Source organism: Acinetobacter sp. 129952 (assembly GCF_056642055.1).
This window is the reverse complement of sequence record NZ_JBWVSU010000001.1, coordinates 217,018-243,068: the sequence shown is the minus strand read 5'-3', so window position 1 is coordinate 243,068 and position 26,051 is coordinate 217,018. Positions and strand designations below refer to the sequence as shown.

General features: G+C 42.9%; 25 protein-coding genes and 2 tRNA genes. 13 read left to right on the top strand and 14 right to left on the bottom strand.

Going from position 1 to position 26,051, the window contains the following annotated elements:
- Window positions 1-65 precede the first annotated feature (65 nt).
- Window positions 66-1,406, bottom strand: coding sequence for an argininosuccinate synthase (argG, locus tag AC1IR0_RS01185; protein ID WP_479741108.1), 1,341 nt, complete (start codon window positions 1,404-1,406; stop codon window positions 66-68).
- A gap of 248 nt (window positions 1,407-1,654) precedes the next feature.
- On the opposite strand from argG, the gene AC1IR0_RS01180 reads away from it, so the two are divergent.
- The 3 genes from AC1IR0_RS01180 to AC1IR0_RS01170 all read left to right on the top strand — a co-directional run bounded on the left by AC1IR0_RS01180 (window position 1,655) and on the right by AC1IR0_RS01170 (window position 4,361).
- Window positions 1,655-2,008 (top strand): hypothetical protein, encoded by a 354-nt coding sequence (locus tag AC1IR0_RS01180; protein ID WP_479741107.1) that lies wholly within the window; start codon window positions 1,655-1,657, stop codon window positions 2,006-2,008.
- Window positions 2,009-2,147: 139 nt separating this feature from the next.
- Entirely contained in the window at window positions 2,148-4,184 is a 2,037-nt protein-coding gene (locus tag AC1IR0_RS01175) for an FAD-dependent oxidoreductase (protein ID WP_479741106.1), read from the top strand.
- An 87-nt stretch (window positions 4,185-4,271) separates the two neighbouring features.
- Window positions 4,272-4,361 (top strand) — tRNA-Ser (locus AC1IR0_RS01170).
- A 125-nt stretch (window positions 4,362-4,486) separates the two neighbouring features.
- On the opposite strand, the gene AC1IR0_RS01165 is transcribed toward AC1IR0_RS01170, so the two are convergent.
- The 3 genes from AC1IR0_RS01165 to AC1IR0_RS01155 form a co-directional block, all read right to left on the bottom strand.
- A complete protein-coding gene (locus AC1IR0_RS01165; protein WP_409652660.1) occupies window positions 4,487-5,458 on the bottom strand; it encodes a methyltransferase in 972 nt (323 codons plus the stop codon).
- Window positions 5,459-5,793: 335 nt separating this feature from the next.
- Complete coding sequence (locus AC1IR0_RS01160) at window positions 5,794-6,492, bottom strand: pirin family protein (RefSeq protein ID WP_114541932.1); 699 nt, start codon at window positions 6,490-6,492, stop codon at window positions 5,794-5,796.
- Between the two features lie 180 nt (window positions 6,493-6,672).
- On the bottom strand, window positions 6,673-7,896 hold the full coding sequence (locus AC1IR0_RS01155) for a L,D-transpeptidase family protein (RefSeq protein ID WP_409652665.1): 1,224 nt from the start codon (window positions 7,894-7,896) through the stop codon (window positions 6,673-6,675).
- A gap of 205 nt (window positions 7,897-8,101) precedes the next feature.
- Between AC1IR0_RS01155 and hemE the strand changes: the two genes are divergently transcribed.
- The 5 genes from hemE to AC1IR0_RS01130 all read left to right on the top strand — a co-directional run bounded on the left by hemE (window position 8,102) and on the right by AC1IR0_RS01130 (window position 14,130).
- The gene (gene hemE, locus AC1IR0_RS01150) at window positions 8,102-9,172 is read left to right on the top strand and encodes a uroporphyrinogen decarboxylase (RefSeq protein WP_005246858.1); all 1,071 of its coding nucleotides are present in this window, start codon (window positions 8,102-8,104) and stop codon (window positions 9,170-9,172) included.
- Between the two features lie 10 nt (window positions 9,173-9,182).
- Entirely contained in the window at window positions 9,183-9,986 is an 804-nt protein-coding gene (locus AC1IR0_RS01145; protein ID WP_004646389.1) for a DUF817 family protein, read from the top strand.
- Between the two features lie 143 nt (window positions 9,987-10,129).
- Window positions 10,130-10,600, top strand: a complete 471-nt coding sequence (locus tag AC1IR0_RS01140) for a DUF3015 family protein (protein WP_004646390.1) — start codon at window positions 10,130-10,132, stop codon at window positions 10,598-10,600.
- A 77-nt stretch (window positions 10,601-10,677) separates the two neighbouring features.
- Complete coding sequence (locus tag AC1IR0_RS01135; protein WP_479741105.1) at window positions 10,678-12,564, top strand: Lnb N-terminal periplasmic domain-containing protein; 1,887 nt, start codon at window positions 10,678-10,680, stop codon at window positions 12,562-12,564.
- A gap of 198 nt (window positions 12,565-12,762) precedes the next feature.
- On the top strand, window positions 12,763-14,130 hold the full coding sequence (locus tag AC1IR0_RS01130) for a diguanylate cyclase (protein ID WP_479741104.1): 1,368 nt from the start codon (window positions 12,763-12,765) through the stop codon (window positions 14,128-14,130).
- 40 nt (window positions 14,131-14,170) lie between these two features.
- Here AC1IR0_RS01130 and AC1IR0_RS01125 read toward each other — a convergent pair whose 3' ends face one another.
- From AC1IR0_RS01125 to AC1IR0_RS01095, 7 genes are all read right to left on the bottom strand, one after another.
- On the bottom strand, window positions 14,171-14,731 hold the full coding sequence (locus AC1IR0_RS01125) for a DUF4385 domain-containing protein (protein ID WP_314106938.1): 561 nt from the start codon (window positions 14,729-14,731) through the stop codon (window positions 14,171-14,173).
- Between the two features lie 114 nt (window positions 14,732-14,845).
- Entirely contained in the window at window positions 14,846-15,280 is a 435-nt protein-coding gene (locus AC1IR0_RS01120) for a hypothetical protein (RefSeq protein WP_004646396.1), read from the bottom strand.
- A 323-nt stretch (window positions 15,281-15,603) separates the two neighbouring features.
- Window positions 15,604-16,152 carry a GTP cyclohydrolase I FolE gene (folE, locus tag AC1IR0_RS01115; protein WP_004730181.1) on the bottom strand — a complete coding sequence of 183 codons (549 nt, stop codon included), beginning with the start codon at window positions 16,150-16,152 and terminating at the stop codon, window positions 15,604-15,606.
- Between the two features lie 93 nt (window positions 16,153-16,245).
- Window positions 16,246-16,929: a Smr/MutS family protein gene (locus AC1IR0_RS01110; RefSeq protein ID WP_004646397.1), complete on the bottom strand. Its 684-nt coding sequence runs from the start codon at window positions 16,927-16,929 to the stop codon at window positions 16,246-16,248.
- A 198-nt stretch (window positions 16,930-17,127) separates the two neighbouring features.
- Window positions 17,128-17,934: an indole-3-glycerol phosphate synthase TrpC gene (trpC, locus tag AC1IR0_RS01105; protein ID WP_409652678.1), complete on the bottom strand. Its 807-nt coding sequence runs from the start codon at window positions 17,932-17,934 to the stop codon at window positions 17,128-17,130.
- Between the two features lie 20 nt (window positions 17,935-17,954).
- Window positions 17,955-19,001 carry an anthranilate phosphoribosyltransferase gene (gene trpD / locus AC1IR0_RS01100; protein WP_253175246.1) on the bottom strand — a complete coding sequence of 349 codons (1,047 nt, stop codon included), beginning with the start codon at window positions 18,999-19,001 and terminating at the stop codon, window positions 17,955-17,957.
- 9 nt (window positions 19,002-19,010) lie between these two features.
- Window positions 19,011-19,595, bottom strand: a complete 585-nt coding sequence (locus AC1IR0_RS01095) for an anthranilate synthase component II (protein WP_004646400.1) — start codon at window positions 19,593-19,595, stop codon at window positions 19,011-19,013.
- Between the two features lie 808 nt (window positions 19,596-20,403).
- Here AC1IR0_RS01095 and glnA point away from each other — a divergent pair.
- The 5 genes from glnA (at window position 20,404) to AC1IR0_RS01070 (ending at window position 23,978) form a co-directional block, all read left to right on the top strand.
- Window positions 20,404-21,819, top strand: a complete 1,416-nt coding sequence (glnA, locus tag AC1IR0_RS01090; RefSeq protein ID WP_004279641.1) for a type I glutamate--ammonia ligase — start codon at window positions 20,404-20,406, stop codon at window positions 21,817-21,819.
- A gap of 90 nt (window positions 21,820-21,909) precedes the next feature.
- Window positions 21,910-22,185, top strand: a complete 276-nt coding sequence (locus AC1IR0_RS01085; protein ID WP_004279642.1) for a hypothetical protein — start codon at window positions 21,910-21,912, stop codon at window positions 22,183-22,185.
- Between the two features lie 2 nt (window positions 22,186-22,187).
- Window positions 22,188-22,694, top strand: a complete 507-nt coding sequence (locus AC1IR0_RS01080; RefSeq protein ID WP_071851873.1) for a chorismate--pyruvate lyase family protein — start codon at window positions 22,188-22,190, stop codon at window positions 22,692-22,694.
- A gap of 5 nt (window positions 22,695-22,699) precedes the next feature.
- A complete protein-coding gene (gene ubiA, locus AC1IR0_RS01075) occupies window positions 22,700-23,578 on the top strand; it encodes a 4-hydroxybenzoate octaprenyltransferase (RefSeq protein ID WP_005107417.1) in 879 nt (292 codons plus the stop codon).
- 136 nt (window positions 23,579-23,714) lie between these two features.
- Window positions 23,715-23,978, top strand: coding sequence for a hypothetical protein (locus AC1IR0_RS01070; protein ID WP_005107416.1), 264 nt, complete (start codon window positions 23,715-23,717; stop codon window positions 23,976-23,978).
- A 184-nt stretch (window positions 23,979-24,162) separates the two neighbouring features.
- Here AC1IR0_RS01070 and AC1IR0_RS01065 read toward each other — a convergent pair whose 3' ends face one another.
- From AC1IR0_RS01065 to AC1IR0_RS01055, 3 genes are all read right to left on the bottom strand, one after another.
- The gene (locus AC1IR0_RS01065; RefSeq protein WP_409652820.1) at window positions 24,163-25,152 is read right to left on the bottom strand and encodes a diaminopimelate dehydrogenase; all 990 of its coding nucleotides are present in this window, start codon (window positions 25,150-25,152) and stop codon (window positions 24,163-24,165) included.
- A gap of 316 nt (window positions 25,153-25,468) precedes the next feature.
- Window positions 25,469-25,912, bottom strand: coding sequence for a DUF2726 domain-containing protein (locus AC1IR0_RS01060; protein ID WP_004279650.1), 444 nt, complete (start codon window positions 25,910-25,912; stop codon window positions 25,469-25,471).
- 61 nt (window positions 25,913-25,973) lie between these two features.
- Window positions 25,974-26,049: transfer RNA gene (locus tag AC1IR0_RS01055), tRNA-Asn, on the bottom strand.
- Window positions 26,050-26,051 lie beyond the last annotated feature (2 nt).

Here is a 26,051-nt window from a genome sequence, read left to right as displayed (position 1 = left end):
ACGAACCCTCAATAAAAAACCGCTCATCAGGAGCGGTTTTTTATGAAACGAAAAAGGACTAAAACTTAGTTTTTGTCTTTTAGTTGTGGCACTGCAGATGCTGAACCAACTGCCAATAAACCAGTCTCTGTATAGATGCCCAGTTTCGCACGAGTATCCGTGATATCCAGGTTACGCATGGTCAACTGACCAATACGATCCATCGGCGAGAACATAGAATCACCTTTCTCCATAGTCAAACGCTCAGCTTCATAAGTGAGGTTCGGAGATTCAGTATTCATAATGGTGTAGTCATTACCACGACGCAGTTCGATCGTTACAGTACCGGTAACTGCTTTAGCGACCCAACGCTGTGCAGTTTCACGTAGCATAAGCGCTTGAGAATCGAACCAGCGACCTTGGTACAGCAAACGACCTAAACGTAAACCGTTAATGCGGTATTGTTCAATCGTATCTTCGTTATGAATACCCGTTACCAGACGCTCATAAGCAATGTGAAGCAGCGCCATACCCGGAGCTTCATAGATACCGCGAGATTTCGCTTCGATGATCCGGTTTTCGATTTGATCCGACATACCTAGACCGTGACGGCCACCGATGCGGTTCGCTTCAAGAATGAACTCAACTGGATCTTCAATGCGTTGACCGTTGATGGCAACCGGGAAGCCTTCTTCAAAAGTAATCGATACTTCTTCAGTTTTCACTTCTACGTCATCTTTCCAGAACGCAACGCCCATGATTGGCTCAACGATTTTGATGCCTGCATTCAGGTATTCAAGATCTTTGGCTTCGTGCGTCGCACCCAGCATGTTTGAGTCAGTTGAATAAGCTTTTTCTTTTGACATTTTATAGTCAAAACCATTGTCGATCAGGAACTGTGACATTTCTGCACGGCCGCCCAGCTCGTCAATGAAAGTTTGGTCTAACCAAGGCTTGTAGATTTTAAGCGCAGGATTGGTCAATAAACCATAACGGTAGAAACGTTCAATGTCGTTGCCTTTATAAGTCGAACCGTCACCCCAGATGTTAACATCATCTTCTTTCATGGCAGTTACCAGCATGGTGCCAGTTACTGCACGACCCAATGGCGTCGTGTTGAAATAAGGCATACCACCTGTAGAAATATGGAACGCGCCACATTGAATTGCAGCAATACCTTCTAATGCAAGCTGTAAACGGCAGTCGATTAAACGTGCTTTTACTGCGCCATAAGCTTCAGCTTTTTTTGGAATCGCATCGTAATCGTCTTCGTCTGGCTGACCCAAGTTAGCTGTGTAAGCATAAGGTTCAGCGCCTTTTTGTTTCATCCACAAAAGAGCAGCAGAAGTATCTAGACCACCAGAGAAGGCAATACCAACTTTTTTACCTACTGGGACATTCTGCAAGATAGTTGCATTATCAGACATTGTTCATCCTAATGATATGAAATAGGCACGCCAGAATTGGTGGCCTGAAAAAATACATATTGCATCAATTGTATCATTAATTTATTTAGGTTTGCTTTAGAAAAGAAAAACTCGTTTTAAAATCTCTATTCAATAGGCTTAAATAATCATAAATCGCACGATTTTCACCAGAATCCTGCTGAAAACGGAAGAAATTGGTTATATTCAGCCGAATAAAGTTAAAAATCAGATAAAACAGGAATAAAAGCATGGCGACTCGCATTCCACCTTTACCTAATTTAAATCCTAAAGCTAAGAATGAAACGCTGGCACTGTTACATGGGATTTATGCCGGCCTGATTGGTTTTAGTACAGTGCTGTTTTTATATCTTGAATATCAGCAATCCAGTATTTCCATGCTGAGTTTAGGTGTGGTGGTGGTGCTTTTAGGCTTGCTGATGTTTTTTAATATCCAGGCCAGTATCAAGGTGAAGCAGGGCAATGGTTCAGGACGTACTTTATCCAGAATAATGGCTATTCTGATGTTGCTGAGTTTTCCAATTGGTACAGTATTGGGCGTGATTGCATTATGGAAATACAGCGCACGACAATGGCAGAACTAATTCGTCATGTATAGAAAGAACTGTTTCGAAGATTGATATTTGTGCCTGAAAATGCTGAACTCCGGGTCATAAAAAGCCGCTGAAAATCAGTTAAAGTAAGGGAATGACTTGCTCAGCCAAATATAATCAGGGATTTGTTATGACCACGACGCGCTATGCCAACATTTTAAAACCACTGCATTTAGGTTTTACCACCATTAAAAACCGGGTGGTGATGGGGTCGATGCATACTGGTCTGGAAGACCGCTTCTATAATTATCCTAAACTTGCAGCGTATTTTGGCGAACGTGCCAAGGGTGGCGTAGGTTTGCTGATTACGGGTGGAATATCGCCAAACCGTCAAGGCTGGTTGTTGCCGGCAGGCGGCACCATGAATACCTTGGGCGATATTGCGCCACATCGTCTGGTGACGCATGCAGTGCATAAACATGGTGCCAAAATTCTTTTGCAAATTCTGCATGCCGGACGTTATGGCTATCAGCCTTTTGTGGTGTCGGCAAGTCCAATCAAATCGCCGATTTCTCCTTTTAAACCGCGTGAAATGTCAGATAAACAGATCCTGAATACCATTCAGGATTATGTAAAAACTGCCAGTATTGCCAAAAAAGCCGGCTATGATGGCGTGGAAATCATGGGTTCGGAAGGCTATTTACTGAATCAGTTTTTAAGCCGTCAGGTCAATCAGCGTACCGACCGTTGGGGTGGCCCGATCGAAAACCGGATGCGTTTTGCCGTAGAAATTGTCAAAGCCATTCGCGAGGAAATTGGCGAAAAATTTATTATCTGTTTCCGTTTGTCGCTTCTCGATTTGGTACATGATGGCAATACCATGCAGGAAGTGATTACCGTAGCTATAGCTTTGGAAAAGGCAGGAATTACTTTGCTCAATACCGGGATTGGCTGGCATGAAGCACGTATTCCCACCATTGTGACTTCTGTACCGCGAGCTGCTTTTGTTGATTATACCGCTGAAGTCAAAAAACATGTTTCAGTGCCGGTGATTGCATCCAACCGGATCAATATGCCAGACACTGCCGAGGCGATTCTGGCCTCTGGTCAGGCAGATATGGTGCAGATGGCACGTCCACTTTTGGCCGATGCTTTCTGGGTCAATAAAACCGCGACCAATCGTGTTGATGAAATCAATACCTGTATTGCCTGTAATCAGGCTTGTCTGGATCATACCTTTAAAAACCAGCGGGCAACCTGTCTGGTCAATCCGCGTGCCGCTTATGAAACCGAACTGGTTTATATCAAAACCAAAAAACCGAAAAGTATTGCAGTGATTGGCGGGGGAGTTGCAGGTCTGTCTGCTGCTACGGTCGCAGCCAGTCGCGGGCATGATGTGACGCTGTTTGAGGCCAATCATGAAGTAGGCGGGCAGTTCAACCTGGCTAAAGTCATTCCAGGGAAAGAGGAATTTCACGAAACGATTCGTTATTTTAAAGTGCAGCTAGAAAAAACCGGAGTTGATCTGCGTCTCAATACCCGTGTCAATCGCGAGCAGTTGGAGCGTGAAGGTTTTGATGAGGTGATTGTGGCTACAGGTGTCGTGCCGCGTGCCTTGAATATCGAAGGCAGTCAGGCACCACAAGTCTTGTCTTATGCAGAAGTGCTACGCGGCGCGCCTGTCGGTGATCGTGTTGCGGTCATCGGCGCGGGTGGTATTGGTTTTGATGTGTCGGAGTTTTTATTAAAGCCGCCGCATCAGGTACAGCCGCAACCTGTGGATGAGTGGAAACGTGAATGGGGTGTTGATTCCCAACCAGATTATGTGACTGAAGGCGGGTTACAGCGTGCTGAAGTCGAACCACCAGTACGGGAAATTTATTTATTACAACGTAAAAAAACACCACTTGGCGCAGGACTGGGCAAGACTTCAGGCTGGGTACATCGTGCCCAGTTAAAAAAACATGCTGTGCGGATGTTGCGCGGCGTGCAATATAAATCTGTCACGGATGAAGGTTTATGGATTGAGGTGGATGGTCATGCTCAATTATTGCGTGTGGATACCATTGTGGTATGTGCAGGTCAGGAATCGGTAAAAGACCTGATGCCGAGTGCTGGGGAAAATACCTTGGCGCAGTATCATATTATTGGCGGTGCAAAACTGGCTGCTGAACTCGATGCCAAGCGCGCCATTCGTGAGGGAGCGGAATTAGCAGCAAAACTGTAAGGATTTGATGAAACTATATGCAGTTGATTGCATTCACTGTAATTTTCACTTGTCAGCCGGACAAAAGCTCCGTATTATTGCGCCCATGGAAGCGTGGCAGAGCGGTTTAATGCACCGGTCTTGAAAACCGACGAGGGTGTGAGTCCTCCGTGAGTTCGAATCTCACCGCTTCCGCCAAATTTTAAAAACCCCAGTCGAAAGATTGGGGTTTTTTTATTTCTATGATTTTAATAAAACGATTTAAAATAAGCTGATAGCGAACAAAGTCAAAATTTTAAAATTTCATAATTAATAAATATTCTTTAATTGCCTACTTCAATTTTGATTAATGCCAACGCAATTCTTTCCACATGTTGGTAAGCCGGTTGTTCCAGTTCTTCACCAAAAATATCCGGGTCAATTTCTTCATAGGACCAGATTATATTTTGATGCTGTTTCATCAAATCTTTAAGATGCTGCAAAAACAGATTGCCATGTTCAGTCACGGTCACACCGGTATATAGAAATAAATGTCCGCCAGAATTCAGGCGCTGTAGACCTTCTTTTATAATCCTGAATGATAAATCACAGCCATCCAGCGCATTACCGCCATGACGATATTGACGTTGTTCGGGATCAATTAAATACGGTGGATTAGCAAAAATCAGATCAAATTTTCCATCAAGATTGGAAAATAAATTACTCTGCACCGGATGAATATGGTTTAAGCCGGCAAAACTGATATTAATCTGGCTATAGAGCAAGGCTTTGGGATTCAGGTCTGCAACCATCATTTCATTCACATCTGGAAAATGTCTGGCAATGCTGATCGCGGCTGCTGAAGTGCCACAACACATTTCCACGACCCGTTTAAAAGGGCGAGGCTGAGCAGCTAGATATTGCTTGAGATGATAGATAAAGCGATACGTATCCGGACCGAAAAATACCGCATCTTGCTGAGTGGTTGGAAAAGCTGAATGAATAAAGAGTTCGCCATCGAGTGAAGAAACCCGAACCTGACTCAAGTATTGATCTTCCTGTACCTGTAGAAGCTGATGTTCTTGCAATAATGTAAAAAGGGCAGAATCAAGATCAGTTTTTTTAAAGTTTAGATTCCAGCCAAAGATATCCTGATGAGTTCTGTACTTATAAATTTCATTCTTTTTTCGATTCAGAATTCGCTGGTGGGAAAGCGGTGTAATGGTCGTAAACTGATAATCTTGTTGTTTTAAAAAGGCTAATAAATAAAGCAAAGCTTGCTGCGGGCTGCTTTGAATCTCTAAAATTTGGTTCATACGGATATGCTCTTCTATTTATTTAACCTACATGAAAAGATTAATTCACTTTATGCCTGCAAAAGACAATATCAAACCAGTCGTGAATGATCAAAGCTATACAGCACTGGATTCCATGGAAAGGGATCAGTTTATATTCACCTAAATAATGCATTGCTTAGGTAAAAATGTGATGAGAATTGGTTGGATTTGTATAGGTCGTAGGCATAATTTTATTGGTTAAGCAGCCTTATTATGATTTTGCGAACTATTATTTTTTATTCATGATTATACGTATAAAAAATGGCTATTAATCACTGGGATCAATAGCCATTAGAGCTGAGAGCTTTAAAAGCTTAGTTGGGTACTTCCGGCAAATCAAACCAGATCACTTGCGCATCTTCGCTTGCTTTAATTTCTGTATCATCTAGAAAAGCAATTGCGCCGCCAGCTTCAACTGTATGTTCAGCGATCTGGACAGTGCCAGAAACAACATGTACATAATTAATATGCTGGGTCGCTTTCACTTCCAGACTTTGGCCTTGCTGAATCACCGCAGTTTTGACTTCGGCATTCTGACGAATATGCATCGGTGCATTGTCATTCGGACCACAAATCAAATGCCACTGGTTCGGTTGCTCATGCGGGTCAAGACGGATTTGCTGATAGTTCGGCTTGGCATCACGTTCATTTGGAATAATCCAGATTTGCAGTAAATGGACCTGTTCGTCGCCTTGGTTCATTTCACTGTGCCGCACACCTGTTCCTGCACTCATCAGTTGCCATTCACCCGCAGCGATTCCGCCATGATTGCCCATGCTGTCCTGATGGGTAATGGTTCCTTTCAGCACACAGGTCAGGATTTCCATATTGTCATGTGGATGCGTTCCAAAACCCTGATGTCCATCAATCAGGTCATCATTAATGACACGTAAAGCGCTGACACCCATATACTTTGGGTTATACCAGTTACCAAATGAGAAACTGTGTTTAGACTCCAGCCAGCCCATTTTTACATGACCACGATTTTCGCTAGGATGTAGAAAAGCATTCATGATTTTATCTCGACATTATTTTTAACTTGAGATCATCATACTGTCGTTTTATAACTGAAAAAATCTCAAATAGGCGACAGATCATTGCATTTTTGCAACGACAGAGCTGAAAGTAAACATAAGGAATAAAAAAGCCCGCTCAAAAGCAGGCTATTTTTATTCAAATCGGCAGACCGATCATCATTCTAAGAAACGAACCGTTACCCCAGATTTGACTTTACGGCCAAGATCATTGGCATCCCAGTTAGTCAAACGAATACAACCATGTGACGCTGTTTTCGAAATGGTAGACGGGTTTGGTGTTCCGTGAATACCAAATGATTTCTTGCTTAAACCAATCCAGATATTCCCGACAGGACCGTTAGGACCCGGTGGTAAAGATAGTGGTTTTAAGTTTTTACCTTGTACAAAGTTAGACGGTGAATAGCTGTACCAAGGGTTTGGTGCAACACCTGTTACTTTATAGGTTCCGGTTGGAGATGGTGTATCCGCACTACCAATGGTGGCAGGGAATGACGCGATCATTTGATTTTTACTGTTAAATAAGTACAGTTGTTTCGCGCCTTTATGTGCAACAATCAAGTGAATACCTTCAGGCAAGTCATTACGTACATTACTGACCAGTAATTTTTCACCAACTTTATTAAAGTTGGCATTTGGATTGAGTTTCTTTAAAAAATTCTCATCCATATGGAATTTTTCACTTAACATTTCACTGACACGTGTGTAGTACAGGCCTTTCATTTTCGCCTGTAACGCATAATCTGAAGGAATAGATTTGGCAAATGGGCCTGCCAGATCTTTTTCAGTAATAGTGTATTCAACAAAGGTTGGCTTAGAACCCTGACGTGCCACCAGTTTATCCCAGGTTTCCTGAGTCAAAACACCTGTCGGTTTAATGCCATTCATTTGCTGGAAAGATGCAATGGCTTTTAGTGTGTTTTTACCGCTGGTTCCGTCAATCGCCCCCGGTGATGCATGGGCATTATTCAGCATGACATGTGCACGTGCGTAAACTGGGAATTGACCTGCACCGATATTTTCATACCACTGGGCATTATTTAAGCCGTCTAAAGTCCACGAAGCTTTGGTCGCTGCAGAGTTAGTCGGTGCTTTGGTATTTGGTGCTGCGCCAATAGAAGCAGTCTGATCTTCGGTATCCTGTAGCTCATTCAGCGCTTCAGATGCCTGTTTTAAGTCTTGTTGTTCTTGTGCGGTAATTTGCGCTTCTGCAGGTGCTGCTTGGGCCGCTGAAGCTTCAGTTGCTAATGGATCAATCGGATCTTGCACTGCAACATCAGTCACCACTTGGGGTTTTAATGGTTGTTCAGCAGTAGACGCGGCAAAAACTTGACCTGCGAAAATGCAACCTAGACTCACAGCGAGCATTGTGCGAACGAACATGTAACTCAACCTTAAGAATTATTTCTTTAACTATGTGAAAAAACACTATAAGTATTACAGAAAAAATGTGGAGATGCAGTAGTTGTTTTGTGTAAATCACTAGGTTGCCGTTCAATCCGATCGGTTTTTAAAGTTGCCAGAAGTTATTAAAACTGCGGCCTTTTTGCTATGATGTTGGCAATGTCAAAGAAAGATGGGAATGTGAATGACGACCTTAAAAAATGATCGTTTTCTGCGCGCATTGTTGCGTGAGCCTGTAGATGCTACGCCAGTATGGATGATGCGTCAGGCTGGCCGTTATTTGCCTGAGTACCGCGAAACGCGTACCAAGGCAGGAGATTTCCTTTCGCTTTGCAAGAATACTGAACTGGCCTGTGAAGTAACTTTGCAGCCTTTACGCCGTTATGATCTTGATGCCGCGATTTTATTCTCGGATATCTTGACGGTTCCGGATGCTTTGGGACTGGGGCTGTATTTTGAAGCCGGTGAAGGCCCGAAATTTCACAAGACCATCCGTACCGAACAGGATGTCGCCAATCTGCCTGCATTTAATGCCAAGTCGGATCTGGATTATGTGATGAATGCCGTTTCGACCATTCGTTCAGCCTTGGGCGGTCAGGTTCCTCTGATTGGTTTCTCGGGCAGTCCATGGACTCTGGCAACGTATATGGTCGAAGGCGGTTCAAGCAAGGATTTCCGTTTTACCAAACAGATGATGTATGCGCAGCCTGAAGTTTTGCATGCTTTACTGGATCGTCTGGCTGATGCAGTGACTGAATATTTGAATGCGCAGATCGATGCGGGTGCACAAGCGGTACAGATCTTTGATAGTTGGGGTGGGGCATTAGCACATCGTGAATATATCGAGTTCTCGCTGAACTATATGCAGAAGATTGTCGCTGGTTTGCAACGTGAGAAAGACGGCCGCAAGATTCCGGTAATTCTGTTTACCAAAGGTGGCGGTCAATGGTTGGAACCGATGATTACGACAGGCGCAGATGCATTTGGTCTGGACTGGACCACGCCATTGAATGTCGCTCGTCAAACGGTTGCTGGTCGTGCAGCACTTCAGGGTAACCTGGATCCTGCAACTTTATATGGTTCATCAGACACCATCATTAAAGCGACAAAAGCCATGCTGGATGATGCCTATGCCAATGGCGAGAAAACCGGTTATGTTGCCAATTTAGGTCATGGTATTACCCAGTGGGTTGATCCGGCGAATCCAAAAGCATTTATTGATACCGTACATGAGTATAGTGCCAAATATCTTTAGGATGTAAACCTTGATCGATCTATTCAAATCAGGGTTTGAATTTACTTATAAGGCAGCTTCGGCTGCCTTATTTGGGATTTTACTCCTGCTCGCTTTTGCGCTGACTGCTTCTATGGGCAGCGATCTCTTCTTTGGTTTTTACCGGTATGACTATCTGCTTTTTTTTGCTTTGCTGATTCAGGTGATATTGCTCTATACCAAACTGGAATCCTGGGCTGAAGCCAAAGTGATTGCGTTATTTCATCTCATGGCCATGGTGATGGAAATCTTCCTGACCCATCCGGCAATTGCTTCCTGGCATTACCCTCAACCCGCAATATTTAAAATCCTGACCGTGCCTTTATTTGCCGGTTTTATGTATTCTGCGGTCGGCAGTTTTTTTGCGCGCTCTTTACGTCTATATCAGGTTTCATTTGAAAAATTGCCGCGTTTTAGCCATATGCTGACATTGGCTGTCTTGTCTTATATCAACTTTATGAGCAAGTTTTTTATTCCCGATTATCGGGTGATTTTATTTGTCTGGAGCGTGCTGATGTTCTGGAAAACCAGAATTCGCTTTCAGCTGAATCGGCATACTTTTCAGTTGCCGATGTTACCCGTACTGCTGATTCTGGCGTTTATTATCTGGATTGCCGAGAACATCAGTACCTTTTACCAGATCTGGCTCTATCCAAGCCAGATTGAGCAATGGCATATGGTGGGATGGGGCAAACTGGGCTCCTGGTATTTGTTGTTATTGCTGAGTCTGGTGTTAGTACTGAAAATCTTGGGACAGCGTAATTCACAAGGCGATTGGGCGCTCAAGGAACAGTAAAATCAATCAGGTTATGTTTATGTAAAGCATACATTTTTTCAATTGCGCCAAACTTGACTTGTCGCTACTCTGCTGAGTATGTAATTTAAATTACATTATTAGAGTAATAACAAAGATTGCATGAGAATAATTGGAGAATAACTATGTTGAAAAAAATTATGCTGGCGGCGGTATTGGCGACAGGTTCAAGCATGGCGATGGCTGACCGAGATGTCGGTTGTGGTATCGGAAGCCAGGTGTGGGCGGGTCAGTCTGGTATTATTCCTAAACTCTTTGCAGGTACGACCAACGTTCTGTTCACGAATCAGTGGCTCGGGATCACTTTTGGTACTTTAGGTTGTAGCCAGGGCGGTACCGTAACCGCTCAAGTGGTGACCTTTACCAATGAAAACGCTGAAACATTGGCGCGTGATATGGCAGTTGGAGAGGGTGAAAGCCTGAATGTTCTGGCTGAACTTTTGAATATTAAATCTGAAGATAAAGCTCGTTTCTTTAGCGTTTCCAAGCAGAATTTCTCTGAAATTTATTCCGAAGAAAACCAGAATACATTACAAGTTTTAAGCACCTTACAAACTGTGATGGCCAAAGATGAAGTATTGAAATCCTACATCTGATCCGCACCCTAAAAACCCTGCTGTTCTGGCAGGGTTTTCTTATGACTAAAAGAAATTGATGAGAATAAGTTAACTGAATGAAATATGCGTTCTTCATGTTGGGCCTGACATTCAGCCCTTTAAGTTTTTCTAGCGAAATTAATCCAGACATCCAGCATTATATCGCTCAGGCCGAAACTCAGCATCTGGATCAGAGCACTACCTGGCAACGTCTCATGTATGCCAATCCCCAAGGTCATAGCGAGGTTAACTATTCGGGCTATTTCCTGGCAGAGCAGGGAAAAACTGATCTAAAAAAAGAAATGCAGCATAACATTCAGGCTTTATTCCTGAGCGCAGAGCCGAATCAGTCCGTCCGCTGTAAGTTTCCTGCACGCAGCAGCTGGTTAATGCAGCAATTGAATATTTCCGAGCAACAATTGCCTGCGGTCAGTTGCCCGGATTTGGATAAATGGATTGGCGAGGTCAAGCCTTATCAGGCAACCCTGATCTATGCCACGGATTTTATGGGTAATCCCAGCTCGATGTTTGGTCATACCTTGTTGCGTCTGGACCCTAAAGACCAGCAACAACTCAATCTGATTTCTTATGCGGTCAACTATGCTGCGACGGTCGATGGCAATGACAACTGGTCCTTTGCCTGGAAAGGGCTGACTGGACAATATCCGGGTGAATATTCACTGATGCCGTATTACCGCAAGGTCAAAGAGTATGGTGACTTTGAAAGCCGGGATTTGTGGGAATATGAATTAAACTTAAGTCCGCAAGAAACCAGGTTTTTGGTACAGCATCTCTGGGAAATGCAAAATGTAAGTTTCCCTTATTATTTTATCAGTGATAATTGCGCTTATCGCCTACTGGGACTGTTTGATCTGGTACGTCCCGAGCTAAATCTACAGAAACAGTTTAATTCGACTGCGATTCCGATTGAAACACTAAAAGTAGTAGAACAGCAGGGCTTGATCAAACAGAAAGTTTACCGTCCGGCGCTTGAAACTCAATTGCTGGCACAGTCCAGACAGCATGGCAAAGCGCTGGCAAAAACTGCGCATCAGCTGGCTTATGCAGAAACAGGTGCAATGCCTTCAATCTTGCAGCCCTATCCGGCAGAAGATCAGGCCAAAATTCTGGAAATGGCCTATGATCATTTATATCTGGACTTTCTCCGACAAAAAGTCGATGAATCTTTTGCTCAACCACGTTTTCGCAAGTTACTGGGCTTAAGAAGTCAGCTGAATATCGAGAAGCAGCGTAAAGCGCCTGAACGTCCAAAAATAGACCCGGTACAAAGCCATCATGCACGGAATATCAGTCTTCAGGCCGGACAGGTTCAGGGTGAATCCTTTGTCCAGCTAGGGCATCGGCAAGCCTATCATGATCTCATCGACCCGCAAGGCGGTTTTCGAACCGGCACACAATTGCTGTTTCTGGATGGGGCTTTGCAATATCGTGACAGTGAACTCAAACTGGAGCATCTGGATCTATTGACTGTCAATTCCTATAACCCCGTCAATCCGTTTAATACGCCATTGTCCTGGGGTTTTAATCTGGGCTGGCAACAGGAAGCACTGAATGCGCATGGCCAGTTTAGTGAAGATGAGCAGCATGGCGTTGCCAGCTTAAAAACTCAGGTCGGTTATAGCTGGGCAAATGTCAGCCGTGAACATCTATGTTATGCACAAATGCAAACTCAGCTACAGGCAGGCAAGACACTTGATCAAGGCTGGCGCGTAGGTGCAGGCCCCACCGTGGGTTGTCAGAATATCTGGAGCGATCAGATTAACAGTCTGGTGCAGGTGGAACTGCCTTATTGGGAAGATTCGCATCGCTGGCAGCTGAAACTGAATACTGAACTCCAATATGCATTCAATCCACAACATGCACTTCGGCTGTCTTGGGAATATCAGCAGCAACAAGCCAAAGACTGGGATCAATGGATTCTTGGTTTGATCCGGTATTTTTAAGATTGAGTCAAAACTGATTAACACTATTCATAAAGTGCTGTGTATCCATGAGGCTGCTGTTCGGTTTTCCCTTGTATAAAAAAATTGGCTAGGTTGGGTACAAATAATCTGGTCGATATTTTAGGAAAAATACCTGATATTTGTTATATTTGTCACATAATTTGAGTAAAAATAGCAAGGTTTTGGGGAACAGACAGTATGAATAATGAATGCATGGCAAGACTGGCCGAGCAATGGGAACAGATCTGTCAAAATTATTCATCTGATGACTTATTGCATGCCTTTCACTTTATTCAAGATCATTCCCTGATTCTGGTGGAAGAATTCTATAAAAACATGCTCATTGAAAAGGAATCTGCAGAATTCTTTTCTGATGACTTGATTCAACAGCGCTTGCGCGACACTTTAAATGCCTGGCTACTTGAAAGCTTTAGTGTAGGAATTAATAAACGCTATGCCGATGCCGTGCAGAAACAGGCGATGGTGGGGCATGTGCATGCGCGTGTCGGAATTCCATCCTGGCTGATTATGCGCGGTGTACGTGAAATTGAGCGTAAAATGTTTGAACTGCTGGATGAGAATCCTCACCACAGTATGTTGACCACCTGCAGTTATATTGTCCAGATCATGGGATTTGCCACAGAAGTCATGTGCCGATCTTATGAAGCTAAAACAGCCATGAATCAGGAAATTAAACACAGTTATCGTGTTTTTTCAGCGATGCAGGATGTGGCCGTACAAAAAGATAAACAGCGTAGCTCATTACTGGACTGGGAAAATGAACTCATGTTCAAAGTCTTTTCTGAGCATGAAAAATTGAATCATCCGATGTTGTCCAAGTCGGAGTTTGGTTTATGGTTTATTCATAAAGCCTCTTATGCTTTTACCGGTTCTGATCAGGTCGATTTAATCATTGAGCGAATTTATCAAGTCGATGAACTTAATCAAGATATTATGGACTGTACGGACAAAAACAATATGCTGGGACTGATCCAGCAGATCCGTGACTTGAACCGCGAAATTCAGTTGTTGGTAGATCAGTTATTTCAGGTGGCCGAATATATTGAATCCGGTAATGATTCATTGACCCAGTTATTGAATCGTCGTTATTTGAATACGATTATTTCACGTGAAATCACTTTTTCCCGCAAGAATCATACGCCTTTGTCTTTACTTGCCATTGATGCCGACTATTTCAAAAGTATTAATGACAAATTTGGACATGCAGCAGGTGATCTGGCCTTGAAATTTCTGGCCGAAGCATTGCAAAAATACAGTCACGGCAGTGATTATGCTTTCCGGGTCGGCGGCGAAGAGTTTTTGCTATTACTGGTGGATACTGATGAGAAACGTGCCCTCAATATCGCCGAAAGTATTCGTAAATATATTGAAAATGGCATGATTAATTCGGCACAAGGTCAGCAGTTTAAATTTACGGTCAGTATTGGTTGTGTGCTTTATGATGGACATCCGGATTATCAGCGCTTCCTGAATGTGGCAGATTCTGCCTTGTATATGGCCAAGAACAACGGGCGTAACAGAGTCTATATGCTCATCAGTCCCTGAACCCAGTCGTACAGCCACTCTCAGTTTAAATGAAAGGTTTTTATCCAGTTGCAGACTGCTGTTCTATAAAGTCCTGAAATTTCTGTTTTTGCTGAAGATATTCGGGATGATTTTTAGCTTTATCCCATTTCTGTTTAAAAATTTTGGCAGCAGCGGCTTTAACAGGATCTTCCTGATTGCGGGGCAGCTCGGAACGGCCATGCGCGCCACTTAAACCTTTTTTGTCTTCCGGAACCGGACCGTCGTATTTTTTGCCACCTTTATGGTTGGCATAACGCCGGGCACGGGTAAAACCCATCTGTAAAAACTTGCGTGCCATGTCCGCACCAATAAAATCTTCTTGTTTTAAATAGTCCAAGAAAAGCTGATAGATTTTCTCGCTACTGGCCTGGGCTTTTGCTTCATCTGCAAAGCGCCAGTGTGGCAGGATTTCCGATTTATAAGGCTCAACCAGTAATACACCTTGTTCACCACGGCCAATCCGGTAGAGCTCGGGTCGTTTACGAAAATTAATCTTTGCAAAGTCCAGAGAATAATCAAAACTATTCGAAACTACACGTGACGGACGTTTTGGTGGGGTTACTTTGGCAGATGACTTCATATTCGGCCTTTTCTGAAATTTAAAATGACTCAATATTTCAGCTAATACAAATTATAAAAACGAAAGGACAAGATACAGAAAAGCCCCTGTCATTTAGAGCTAGGGGCTTTCATTTTACTTCGATTTTTTTGAACTGGTCTTCGAGGTTTTAGCCTTGGTTGACTTGCTCTTAGAGGAGCTACTCGACTGCTTTTTAGCAGGCGCCGATTTTTTTGAAGAAGACTTTTTCACTTTAGTGTCGTCTTTACTCTTGTTGCTGCTTTTCGCTTTAGCCGGTTTTTTCGCGGAAGAGGTCTTTTGGTCTTTCGCTTTATCACTGGCTTTTGAGCTCGAATTTTTCTTCGCCTTCACTTTTTCATCTTTGCTGGCATTGTCTTTCTTAGAAGATGCCGCTTTAGATTTACTGCTCGCCGCTTTTTTAGTGACTTTGCGATCACTGTCTTTGTCACTACTCTTATTCGACTTTTTCAGTTTCTCATCTTGGGTCTTTTTAGCAGTTTTTGCTGATTTTTTGCTGTCTTTCGCCTGGTTATTTTTACTATTCGCCATGGTTACTTTCCTTATCATTAAAAATCAATCAGAAAGATATAAAGCGCTTTGCTGTATATCAACTTCAAATTACTTTAATGGGAGAGCGGCAGGATTAAAACTTTATCGTGTATCCAAGTGTAGGCTTGTTGCAAACACAAGCAGGAATTGTTTGAGTTCTAGACTGAAACATAGCAAGTTTTGGGACAGGTCTTTAAACCCTGTTACCAGGTGTTATTTATAGCAAGTGAGCTTTTGAATTAAGTATTGATATCCTCTTCCTTTAAAAGCAAAAAACCCCGAATGATCGAGGCTTTGAGTAACTTATTTTTAAGCTTTAATAATTAATAGCTTTCTGGAACCGCACTTAAAAATTCACGACGTGTTTCTTTGTCGGTTTTAAAATCACCAATAAATGATACCGTACGTGTGGTTGATTCCTGCTTGCCTACACCGCGCATCATCATGCACATGTGCGCAGAATCAATCATTACTGCAACACCGCGTGCTTTGGTGACTTCAGCCACTGCTTCTGCAATTTGCTGAGTCAGATTTTCCTGAATCTGCAAACGGCGTGCAAACATTTCAGTAATGCGGGCAAATTTAGACAGGCCTAAAACATGACCTTCTGGCAAATAGGCGATATGTACGCGGCCATAAAATGGCAATAAGTGATGCTCACATAGCGAATAAAATTCGATGTTTTTGACCAGTACCATTTCACGGTTATCGGAAGGGAAGACCGCCTTGTTGGTCACTTCTTCAAGTGTCTGGCTATAACCCGAGGTTAAATATGAAAATGCTTTCGCAGCGCGCACAGGCGTATCTTTGAGACCAGGGCGATTTAGATCTTCGCCAACGGCAGTAAGAATGTTTGCGTAGGATTGCTGCATAGTCATATGACGTATTCACTTAAACTGAGAATGAACAAGGACGGCATTGTAGCAGAAAACTTTTACAATGCCTTGTTTTGAGGCTAAAACCGTTTACTGTTTGAACTTTGGATTCTTTTCTGCACGTTTGAGCAGAACCAATACCGCACCGGTACCACCTTGCTTTTCAGGTGCACTGACAAATGCCAAAACATCACGATGCTGACGCAACCAGCCGTTGACATAGGTTTTTAAAATCGCTTCTGGACCTTTGCCATGTACGATTTTAATCACGTTCTGGTTTTCATCTTTGGCGATCTGGATAATCTGCAGCACGGCTTGACGCGCTTCTTCTACGGTACAGCCATGCAGATCCACAGCTTCAAACCAGCGCAAGTTACCGGCTTTCAAGTCTTCAAACACTTTATGCTGCAAGGTGGCGATGCGATAGCTCAAGTTGGCCTGACTCCCGACAGGATTGAGCATGGCCTGAGTATCTGATAAAGCCATTGCCTCTGTTTCCATCGGGCCAGTAGCCGCTGCACGCTTTGCCAGGATTTGTGCATCCGGCTTTTTCTTGCGTGGCTTGTCCAGTTGAACCGTATTGCCCGATTCAATTTTTTGCACGCCCTGCATTTGCTTGCGGAATAATTCTAGTTCTTCTAAAGCTTCTTGCTCGACAGTCTTTTCAACAGGTGCAGCAACGACCGCAGGCGTTTGCGGCTGTGTAATTTGCTTCTTAAAAGATTTCAGCAGGTTGTACTGATCTTTAGATAATGAAGAATCGTGTTTACTCATAATGTAAAAACAAGGGAGATGCGGAATTTACAAGAATTATAGTCTGAAAATAGACAAAGGAGAACTGAATTGCGTTCATGACATTGCTGAGGATTTTAAATACGCTCGAGATTCTATGGTCTACTTTTCAATATTGAAAATAAAAAAGCCCAATCCTGAGATTGGGCTTTTTTAATGCTTAGGTAAGCATTTACAACTTTAAACCACTTCAGGCTCACCAAACAGATCACGGAAAGCATGATCCGGACGTGGCTGTTTCATGAAGCTTTCGCCGACCAAGAAGGCGTGAATATCATTTTCCTGCATCATCGCGACATCCGCGGGAGTAGCAATACCGCTTTCAGTCACCAGCAGGCGTGAAGGGTCCAGTAATTTTTTCAAACGTAATGATGTGTTTAAATCGACATCAAAGGTTTTTAAATTACGGTTATTCACGCCGAGCAGACAACGATCAGAAAGCTTTAAAGCACGTGATAGTTCTTCTTCATCATGCACTTCAACCAGTACATCCAGATTATGCTCAAATGCGGTTTTAGACATTTCTTCTAACTGCTGATCAGACAGACAGGCCACGATCAGCAAGATACAGTCTGCATGTAGTGCACGCGCTTCAATCACACCATAAGGATCGATCAGGAAATCTTTACGCAGCGCAGGCAAGTCACAGTGCGAACGGGCGATCTGAATATTTTCATTAGCACCCTGAAAAAAATCCACATCAGTCAGTACAGATAAACAGGCTGCACCTGCCTCCTGATACTGTGCTGCAATTTCCGCAGGGTTAAAGTTCTCGCGAATAATGCCCTTAGATGGTGACGCTTTCTTAATTTCAGCAATGACACCCGGACGTTTCGACACTAAAGACTGGGCAAAACCACGCACAGGTGATGCACCTTGTGCCAGTTCTTCCAGATCTTTATAGCTTTTCTGCTTTAAACGTAGGGCAAATTCTTCTTTTTTACGGTCAACAATTTTGCCTAAAATTGTATTTGCGATATCCACCATGATCAAAATCCCTGACCGAATTAAGCTTCGTAATGTTTAATAGTTTTGGTAAATTCAGACAGTACACTCATTTTCTCAAGTGCCTGACCGCCATAGATAATGTCATGTGCCAGCGCAACACCTTGCTTATAGCTGCTGGTCAAACCGGAGACATAAATACCTGCGCCGGCATTCAGCGCGATCATATTGGCGGCTTTATCGCCGATGTCTGATTTTTTCTTGCCCAGTGCATCTTTGATTAAAGCCAGACTTTGCGCAGAATCTTCCACAATCAGTCCGGTCAGAGTTTGCGATTCAATATCGACCGATTCAGGAATAATGTCCCATTCGGTGACTTCGCCATTTTTCAGTTCAGCAACATGAGTTGAAGAGGCTATACTGATTTCATCCAGACCATCACGTGAATGTACTACCATCACATGTTCAGCACCGAGCTGTTTCATAACTTCGGCAATTGGACGGCAGAGTTCATTGGAAAATACGCCAATGACCAGACGTTGTACGCCAGCCGGATTGGTTAAAGGACCGAGCAGGTTGAAAATACTGCGAATCCCCAATTCTTTACGTGGGCCGATTGCATATTTCATGGCTTGATGATGATTCGGTGCAAACAGGAAGCCGACACCGACATCACGGATACAGCGTTCAGTCTGCTGCATATTCAGGTCCAGATTAATCCCGGCCTGTTCTAGCAAATCTGACGAACCTGATTTGGTCGAAACGCCGCGGTTACCATGTTTGGCTATAGTTGCACCGGCTGCTGCGATCACGAATGCAGAGGCAGTAGAAACGTTAAACAGGTTTTGACCGTCACCGCCTGTGCCGACGATATCGACCAGATAAGGAATGTCACTGACATCAATTTTAGTGGCAAGTTCACGCATAACACGTGCAGCTGCAGTAATCTCATCAATGCTTTCGCCTTTTAGGCGTAAGCCCATCAGCAGGGCACCAATCTGGGCATCGGTCGCTTCACCTGACATGATGGCACGCATCACGTCTTGCATTTGATCCTGAGTCAGGTGAATGTTTTTAGTAATATTGCTTAAAGCTTGTTGAATATTCATAAGATGTTCTTAGGCATAAATTTCGAGAAAGTTTTTAAAGATTTGATGACCATGCTGGCTCAGAATCGATTCAGGATGGAACTGTACGCCTTCGACCGGCAATGTCTTATGTTTCACACCCATAATTTCTTCCATAGAGCCATCCGCTTCATTGGTCCAGCAGGTGACTTCCAGACATTCGGGCAAGGTAGCTTGATCAATCACCAGTGAATGATAGCGCGTTGCAGGAAATGGAGAAGGAAGATTGCTGAAAATCCCGGTATCACTGTGGTACATATCAGACAGACGGCCATGCATGACACGTTTGGCACGCACGATATCACCGCCAAATGCCTGCCCAATACTTTGATGACCAAGACAAACGCCCAGTAAAGGAATTTTGCCAGCAAAATGCTGAATGGCAGGAATAGAAATTCCTGCCTCACTTGGCGAGCACGGGCCGGGGCCAATCACTAAATACTTAGGTTGCCATCGCTCTATATCTTCCAATGTCACGGCATCATTACGGACTACTTTTACTTCTTGATTCAGTTCGCCAAAATATTGGACGATGTTATAAGTAAAGGAGTCATAGTTGTCGATCATTAAAAGCATGAGCTTAACCTATTGAAATTAATGCACTTAACTGTGCTAATGTTGTCCAGATCGTACTTTATTTATACGTGTTGCAAGCACTTGCCTGACACAACTAAATCATTGATTTCATTGTGTGAAAATAAAGCACGCTTCATCATAGCAAAAAATAGCCCCATTCGGCGCAACAATTTCGCTCAATTTATTGGCTTTAAAAACCTGTAGAAAATTAAATAAAATTTTATAATGATTTAAAGTAATAGGCTTACTCATAGAAAGATTTAAAAGGCTATTTTTTAGAGTAAAACTTAAAAATGAAAAAATTAAGGTCAAAGAGAGGTAAAATGCTTGATGAAAAAAACATCACTTGAATAATTAAGCTTTATATAAACTTTTCTATTGAAAGTAGATTTAAAGAAAATGCCTCATAATAGGCATACAATCCCAAATGAATCGCAAAATTTTCTTTACTGATATCTACTAAAAAAAGCTCAATTTTTAGCCAAAAACAAGTAAAAATATAACAAAAGTAAGAAAAAGCAGCATATTTGCTATAAAAAGCTATGTTTCTTATACATTTTTATAGATACATGCACTATTTAGGTGCGCTAAAAAATAAAGCTGAAATAAAATAAATGAAGAATGCTTGAATATAGTGCATTTAGTTTTGCAGCTAGTATAATAGCCGCAAAGTATTTTTGTCACTTCATGATTTCTTATAAAGATTTCAAGATTTTATCTATACTTTTAAAAGTTGGTACGGTAATTGCTTAATAACTATCAACTGCTAACACGCACTTCACGGGTGCAACAAAAACATCGGAGCAAAATGAGCATGGCGAACAAGGTCCTTCAACTCATACAAGAAAGTGGCGCAAAATGGGTCGATTTTCGCTTTACTGATACCAAGGGTAAAGAGCAACACGTCACTTACCCAGCAGACAGTATTGATGAAGATACATTTGAAGACGGCAAAATGTTTGACGGTTCTTCAATTGCAGGTTGGAAAGGCATCGAAGCATCGGACATGATTTTACGTCCGGATGCGGCAACAGGTTTTATCGACCCGTTCTTTGCAGAGCCAACAGTTGTTGTAACTTGTGACGTCATCGAGCCATCAACTGGTCAAGGTTATGATCGTGACCCACGTTCGATTGCGCGCCGTGCAGAAGAATATTTGAAATCTACCGGTATCGGTGACACTGCATTCTTTGGTCCAGAACCAGAATTCTTCGTATTTGACGAAGTAAAATGGGAAATCGACATGTCTGGCGCGCGCCATACATTGATCGCTGAAGAAGCTGCTTGGTCAACTAACAAAGACTACGAAGGCGGTAACTCTGGTCACCGTCCACGCGTAAAAGGCGGTTACTTCCCAGTTCCTCCTGTAGATTCTTCACATGACATGCGTGCAGACATGTGTGCGCGTATCGAAGACATCATGGGTCCAGGTCGTGTAGAAGTACATCACCACGAAGTTGCTTCTTGCCAGTTAGAAATTGGTGTGAGCTTCAACACTATGGTGCGTAAAGCAGACGAAGTTCAACAGTTCAAATATGCGGTTTGGAACGTTGCGCATCAATATGCAAAAACAGCAACCTTTATGCCTAAACCAATGGTGGGTGATAACGGTTCTGGTATGCACGTGCATATGTCGATCTCTAAAGACGGCAAAAACCTGTTTGCTGGTGATGAATATGCAGGCCTTTCAGAAATGGCGTTGTACTTCATCGGTGGTGTAATTAAACATGCTCGTTCTTTGAATGCGATCACCAACCCTTCTACAAACTCGTATAAGCGTTTGGTTCCACATTTCGAAGCACCGATTATGCTTGCTTACTCAGCGCGTAACCGTTCTGCATCTATCCGTATTCCTTACGTGTCTAGCCCGAAAGGCAAGCGTATTGAAGCGCGTTTCCCAGATCCAATGATGAACCCGTACCTAGGTTTCGCGGCATTGTTGATGGCTGGTCTTGACGGTATTCAAAACAAGATCCACCCGGGTGAAGCTGCTGACAAGAACTTGTACGATCTTCCTCCTGAAGAAGAAGCGAAAATCCCTACAGTGGCGCATAGCCTGGATATGGCGCTTGAAGCACTTCAAGCGGATCATGATTACCTGTTAAAAGGTGGCGTGTTCACGAAAGAAATGCTTGATGCTTATATCGAGCTTAAAACTGAAGAAGTTCGTCGTCTAAACACGACTACTCACCCAGTTGAATTTGATATGTACTACAGCTTGTAATTCATCACGAATTAAAGCGAAGAAAACCCGCGCATGTCGCGGGTTTTTTTGTATCATCTATTTATAATTTTAAATGATTGATGGGCTTAAATGGCACAACGTAAAAAGCACACCAGCTTTTATCCATGGATTGATCCAAAAGATCATAACAAAGGTTTTAAGTTGAACTTCTCTGAAGTGACTTATCTTGAAGTGGGGCGGACTCCCGAGGGTTATAAGCAGGCTCAATTTGTGGCGCTGAAAAATCCTGAAATAGCGCTGGATTATGCTTATCCAGAATCATTTTATTTGAGTGCTGAAGGTTTTATTTTAATTAAAACCCCACAAGGCAAATATGAAATCATTGCAAAAACAGATAACTGTTAACAATGAATAGTCGTTCTAGAAATCAAAATCAGCGTGTGTTGCTGTCAACTCTGCCTGTTGAGTTAAAACCGTGGCTGTATGCATCGGGTTCACTCACGCAACAACTGACTGATTTGGCGCAAGGACAATTCCATGTCGAGCCAATTCAAGAGCATTTTCAGCGTTTAGGCTTTGCCAATGCCAAATGGATGCAGATGTCACATCAGCATACTTCCTGGGTGCGTGAAAGTTATCTCTACGGCTCGGAACAGTCTCCTTGGGTGAAAGCCAAAAGCATCTTTCCGATTTTAAGCCTGCAAAAAAAAGCCCGAATTTTTCAGCATATTGGCACCAAACCGATTGGCTTGTTTCTGTTTCAGCGCACCAATCCACTCTGCCAGCGTCGGGTGGTACTTTTAGATGAGGGCTGGACCCGTCAGAGCTGCTATACTTGGCACGGCTGTAAATTTATCGTACAAGAAACATTTTTACCGGCATTTGAACACTTTATACAAAATTCACGGGCTTGATTTTTATGGCAACCGCACAAGCAATCACCTGGCGTGAGCGTCTTAGCGCCTATTATTATCTTTGTCGTTTTGATAAACCGATTGGGACTGAACTGGTTTTTTGGCCTACCATGTGGGCGCTGTGGATTGCAGCTCAGGGAATGCCACGTATTGAAATTTTAATTCCCATGATTTTGGGTGTGATTTTTATGCGGGCGGCAGGCTGTGCCATTAATGATTTTGCTGACCGTAAAGTCGATGCACATGTGGAGCGTACTAAAAACCGTCCGCTAGCGACTGGGATTATCAGTGCCAAAGAAGCTGTGATGGTATTTCTGGTTTTGGTGTCTGCCAGTGCCTGCCTACTATTTTTTCTGCCAATCGAAACTTTTTACTGGTCATTTGGGGCTTTATTTTTAGCGTTTATTTATCCTTTTATGAAGCGCTATACCCATTTACCTCAAGTCTTTTTGGGTGCAGCATTTTCCTGGTCGATTCCGATGGCTTATACCGCAGTTGGACAAACGCCGGATTTAACCTGCTGGCTTCTATATTTTGGTAATCTGGCCTGGACCGTAGCCTATGATACCCAATATGCAATTGCAGATCGTGAATACGATTTAAAGATTGGGGTGAAATCAACCGCGATCTTATTTGGTCGATATGATATTCAGATCATTAGCGCTTTGCAGGCCATTAGTATTCTTTTGATTGCTGTAGCACTTTGGCTAGAAAATTTACTGATTCCATTTGGTTTGGCTGCATTAATTGTTGTCGCTCTCGATTTTATTTACCAATGGTTTAAAACTCGAGATAAAAATCCACATTTGTGTTTCTGGGCGTTTAGGCATAACCGCTGGATTGGACTGATTATTTTTGCAGGAATACTACTGGCTTTGAGGTAGTGACTGTCTATCGACTGAGAAAAAAGCGTCCTATAAGGATGCTTTTGTTATTGCCTAATCTATAAGGCTTGAGCTATGACTTTATTTTGTTATATTGGGCAGTGTAATTAAATGACGAAATTAAAGCAGGTTTGTTATGTCCGAGCAGCCACAGCCCCGCAGTGTCAAAAAGCTATTGATCTTCGGTACGCTTGCACTTTGTATTCCGGTATTTTTAATTAGTATGGCATTTCTTGCAGTGAATAGTGATGCTAAAAATCAGGAAAAATACAAGCAGCAGCAGGCAGATATGATTGCGCGTATTGAAGCACGAGAAGCTGCGGAAAAGCTCAAAGCAGAGCAGGATGTTAAGGCAGATTCAACTCAAGCTGCGTCTGAAAGTAGTGCAACAGCACCTTAATCTATCTAGAATCCCTTTGCACTTGTCTAATACTGCAAATGTCTGTGTAGTAGATAGTTGCATGGGTTTCTGCAAACGATGATTTGACTGTAGATATTCGATACTTAGTAATTAGGCAAGCCGTATTCTAGAATGGAAAAATATAGCCACCCATCATCCGATCGGTGGCTATATTTAAATCATCTTAAAGCAATTCTTTGCGCAATTGTTCTGAAGATTTAATTGAAAGTAGGGCAGGTGCTACATCTAGGGCTGTTTTGGCACCATATTGCTGAGTTTGATTCAGACGGTAGCAGGCACGGGCATAAGCCACTAGAACACTTGCAGTAAACTCTGGATTGCTATTCAGCTTTAAAGAAAACTCAATCACCTGTTTTTGTGCATCACTGGTATTACCACTACGAATGACAAAACCGCCATGTGGCATATCTTGGTGATCTTTCAGTAAAGTTTCCTCACTGATAAAATTCACAGTCGTATTATAATCTGCAAAATAATCAGGCATGCTGACGATGGTTTGTTCAACTGTTGCTGCATCAGCTCCTTGTTCCAAGACCACATAACAGTCACGATGATGTTTATCTTTGGTGCTTAACTCAGGTCGTGCGCCACTGCGAACTTGTTCAATAGCATCAGTGGATGGAATAGTATATTGCACACCGGCTTTTACACCCGGTACACGGCGGATCGCATCTGAATGGCCTTGACTTAAGCCTTTCCCCCAAAAGGTATAAGTTTCGCCATCTGGTAATAACGCTTCACCAAACAAACGGTTAATCGAGAACATGCCAGGATCCCAGCCAATAGAAATCAAGGCTGTTTTTTTGTTAGCAAGGGCAGGTACATCGACTGCAGCATAATATTCCGGAATACGTGCATGCGTATCAAAACTATCTACAGTATTGAATTTACTTGCAAAGATAGGCGCCTGTTGTGGCAAGTCATCTTTAGAGCCGCCACAAAGAATCAGCACATCAATTTTATCGCTAAACTCATTTAATAGTGCATCCATGCTATACACTTGAGTTTCTGCAAAGCAAGGAGAGACGCTGCTTGGTGAGCGGCGAGTAAAAATACCGACAAGCTGCATATCAGGATTTTTCTGGGTGGCAGTTTCAACACCGCGGCCAAGATTACCGTAACCCGCGATACCAATACGAATAGAATTTTGCATAAATAAACGATCACTGAATAAAAAAACAACGCCAAAAATAAGCAAGGTAATGATGGCCAGAAATGGAACAGGCCAATCAGGTCATCTGACTTATATTTTGTTTTCGAAAGGATTATAGAGCGATAATTTAAACTTTATCACCCTAATCCTGCAGAAAGGCAGGTTTAACTGAGAATGCTTGTGATGAGACGCTAAATTGGACGAGGATAGGTTAATTTTGAAGCATGAAAAGCTGCCGAGAAATTAAAAGCGGAGCAGGAGGCTTTGATTAATCCAATTCAAGCTGCAGCGAGAAATATCGAAATTGCAGCTTAATTTATTTTAAATCCCTTTGCAGTTGTCTGATAGTCGGAATCTGGGTGTATCGAATCACGGTATAGCCTGCTGCAATCAGCATGGCATCGCGTTCAGCATCTTCCTGCTCTTTGCCAATATGGCTCGGATCATCCAGTTCGACAATCGCTACTACATTATATTCACGATCAAGTACTACGAAGTCTGTGACTTTGCGATTAAATTGATTGCGCATTTTCATCTGATCGTGCGTGATCAAAGCGCTAAACGCGACTTGTGCCAGAATGTGATGATGAGGAAAGGCATCTTTCAGACGTGTAAACATCCTGCTTTCAAAAGCAGTAATGACGCGCTTTGGATAGAATTTCTTTTGACGGGTGAAGAGATGTGGGAAGAGCAGGCAAACTAATGCAAATGTTGCCAGGCAGCCAATCACAAAAAATATAAACTGACTCAAATTAAACACAGATCACAAAAGGGAAGAATAAAAAAACCCACTTCGCAATGAGTGGGTTTCTTCAGAATCTTGGCTCTCCCACCTGGGCTCGAACCAGGGACCTGCGGATTAACAGTCCGTCGCTCTACCGACTGAGCTATGGGAGAAT

Excerpts from the sequence above, each read along its gene's own strand:
- argG (WP_479741108.1), bottom strand. The coding sequence starts at position 1,406 with ATGTCTGATAATGCAACTATCTTGCAGAATGTCCCAGTAGGTAAAAAA.
- AC1IR0_RS01180 (WP_479741107.1), top strand. The coding sequence starts at position 1,655 with ATGGCGACTCGCATTCCACCTTTACCTAATTTAAATCCTAAAGCTAAG.
- AC1IR0_RS01175 (WP_479741106.1), top strand. The coding sequence starts at position 2,148 with ATGACCACGACGCGCTATGCCAACATTTTAAAACCACTGCATTTAGGT.
- AC1IR0_RS01165 (WP_409652660.1), bottom strand. The coding sequence starts at position 5,458 with ATGAACCAAATTTTAGAGATTCAAAGCAGCCCGCAGCAAGCTTTGCTT.
- AC1IR0_RS01160 (WP_114541932.1), bottom strand. The coding sequence starts at position 6,492 with ATGAATGCTTTTCTACATCCTAGCGAAAATCGTGGTCATGTAAAAATG.
- AC1IR0_RS01155 (WP_409652665.1), bottom strand. The coding sequence starts at position 7,896 with ATGTTCGTTCGCACAATGCTCGCTGTGAGTCTAGGTTGCATTTTCGCA.
- hemE (WP_005246858.1), top strand. The coding sequence starts at position 8,102 with ATGACGACCTTAAAAAATGATCGTTTTCTGCGCGCATTGTTGCGTGAG.
- AC1IR0_RS01140 (WP_004646390.1), top strand. The coding sequence starts at position 10,130 with ATGTTGAAAAAAATTATGCTGGCGGCGGTATTGGCGACAGGTTCAAGC.
- AC1IR0_RS01135 (WP_479741105.1), top strand. The coding sequence starts at position 10,678 with ATGAAATATGCGTTCTTCATGTTGGGCCTGACATTCAGCCCTTTAAGT.
- AC1IR0_RS01130 (WP_479741104.1), top strand. The coding sequence starts at position 12,763 with ATGAATAATGAATGCATGGCAAGACTGGCCGAGCAATGGGAACAGATC.
- AC1IR0_RS01125 (WP_314106938.1), bottom strand. The coding sequence starts at position 14,731 with ATGAAGTCATCTGCCAAAGTAACCCCACCAAAACGTCCGTCACGTGTA.
- AC1IR0_RS01120 (WP_004646396.1), bottom strand. The coding sequence starts at position 15,280 with ATGGCGAATAGTAAAAATAACCAGGCGAAAGACAGCAAAAAATCAGCA.
- folE (WP_004730181.1), bottom strand. The coding sequence starts at position 16,152 with ATGCAGCAATCCTACGCAAACATTCTTACTGCCGTTGGCGAAGATCTA.
- AC1IR0_RS01110 (WP_004646397.1), bottom strand. The coding sequence starts at position 16,929 with ATGAGTAAACACGATTCTTCATTATCTAAAGATCAGTACAACCTGCTG.
- trpC (WP_409652678.1), bottom strand. The coding sequence starts at position 17,934 with ATGGTGGATATCGCAAATACAATTTTAGGCAAAATTGTTGACCGTAAA.
- trpD (WP_253175246.1), bottom strand. The coding sequence starts at position 19,001 with ATGAATATTCAACAAGCTTTAAGCAATATTACTAAAAACATTCACCTG.
- AC1IR0_RS01095 (WP_004646400.1), bottom strand. The coding sequence starts at position 19,595 with ATGCTTTTAATGATCGACAACTATGACTCCTTTACTTATAACATCGTC.
- glnA (WP_004279641.1), top strand. The coding sequence starts at position 20,404 with ATGAGCATGGCGAACAAGGTCCTTCAACTCATACAAGAAAGTGGCGCA.
- AC1IR0_RS01085 (WP_004279642.1), top strand. The coding sequence starts at position 21,910 with ATGGCACAACGTAAAAAGCACACCAGCTTTTATCCATGGATTGATCCA.
- AC1IR0_RS01080 (WP_071851873.1), top strand. The coding sequence starts at position 22,188 with ATGAATAGTCGTTCTAGAAATCAAAATCAGCGTGTGTTGCTGTCAACT.
- ubiA (WP_005107417.1), top strand. The coding sequence starts at position 22,700 with ATGGCAACCGCACAAGCAATCACCTGGCGTGAGCGTCTTAGCGCCTAT.
- AC1IR0_RS01070 (WP_005107416.1), top strand. The coding sequence starts at position 23,715 with ATGTCCGAGCAGCCACAGCCCCGCAGTGTCAAAAAGCTATTGATCTTC.
- AC1IR0_RS01065 (WP_409652820.1), bottom strand. The coding sequence starts at position 25,152 with ATGCAAAATTCTATTCGTATTGGTATCGCGGGTTACGGTAATCTTGGC.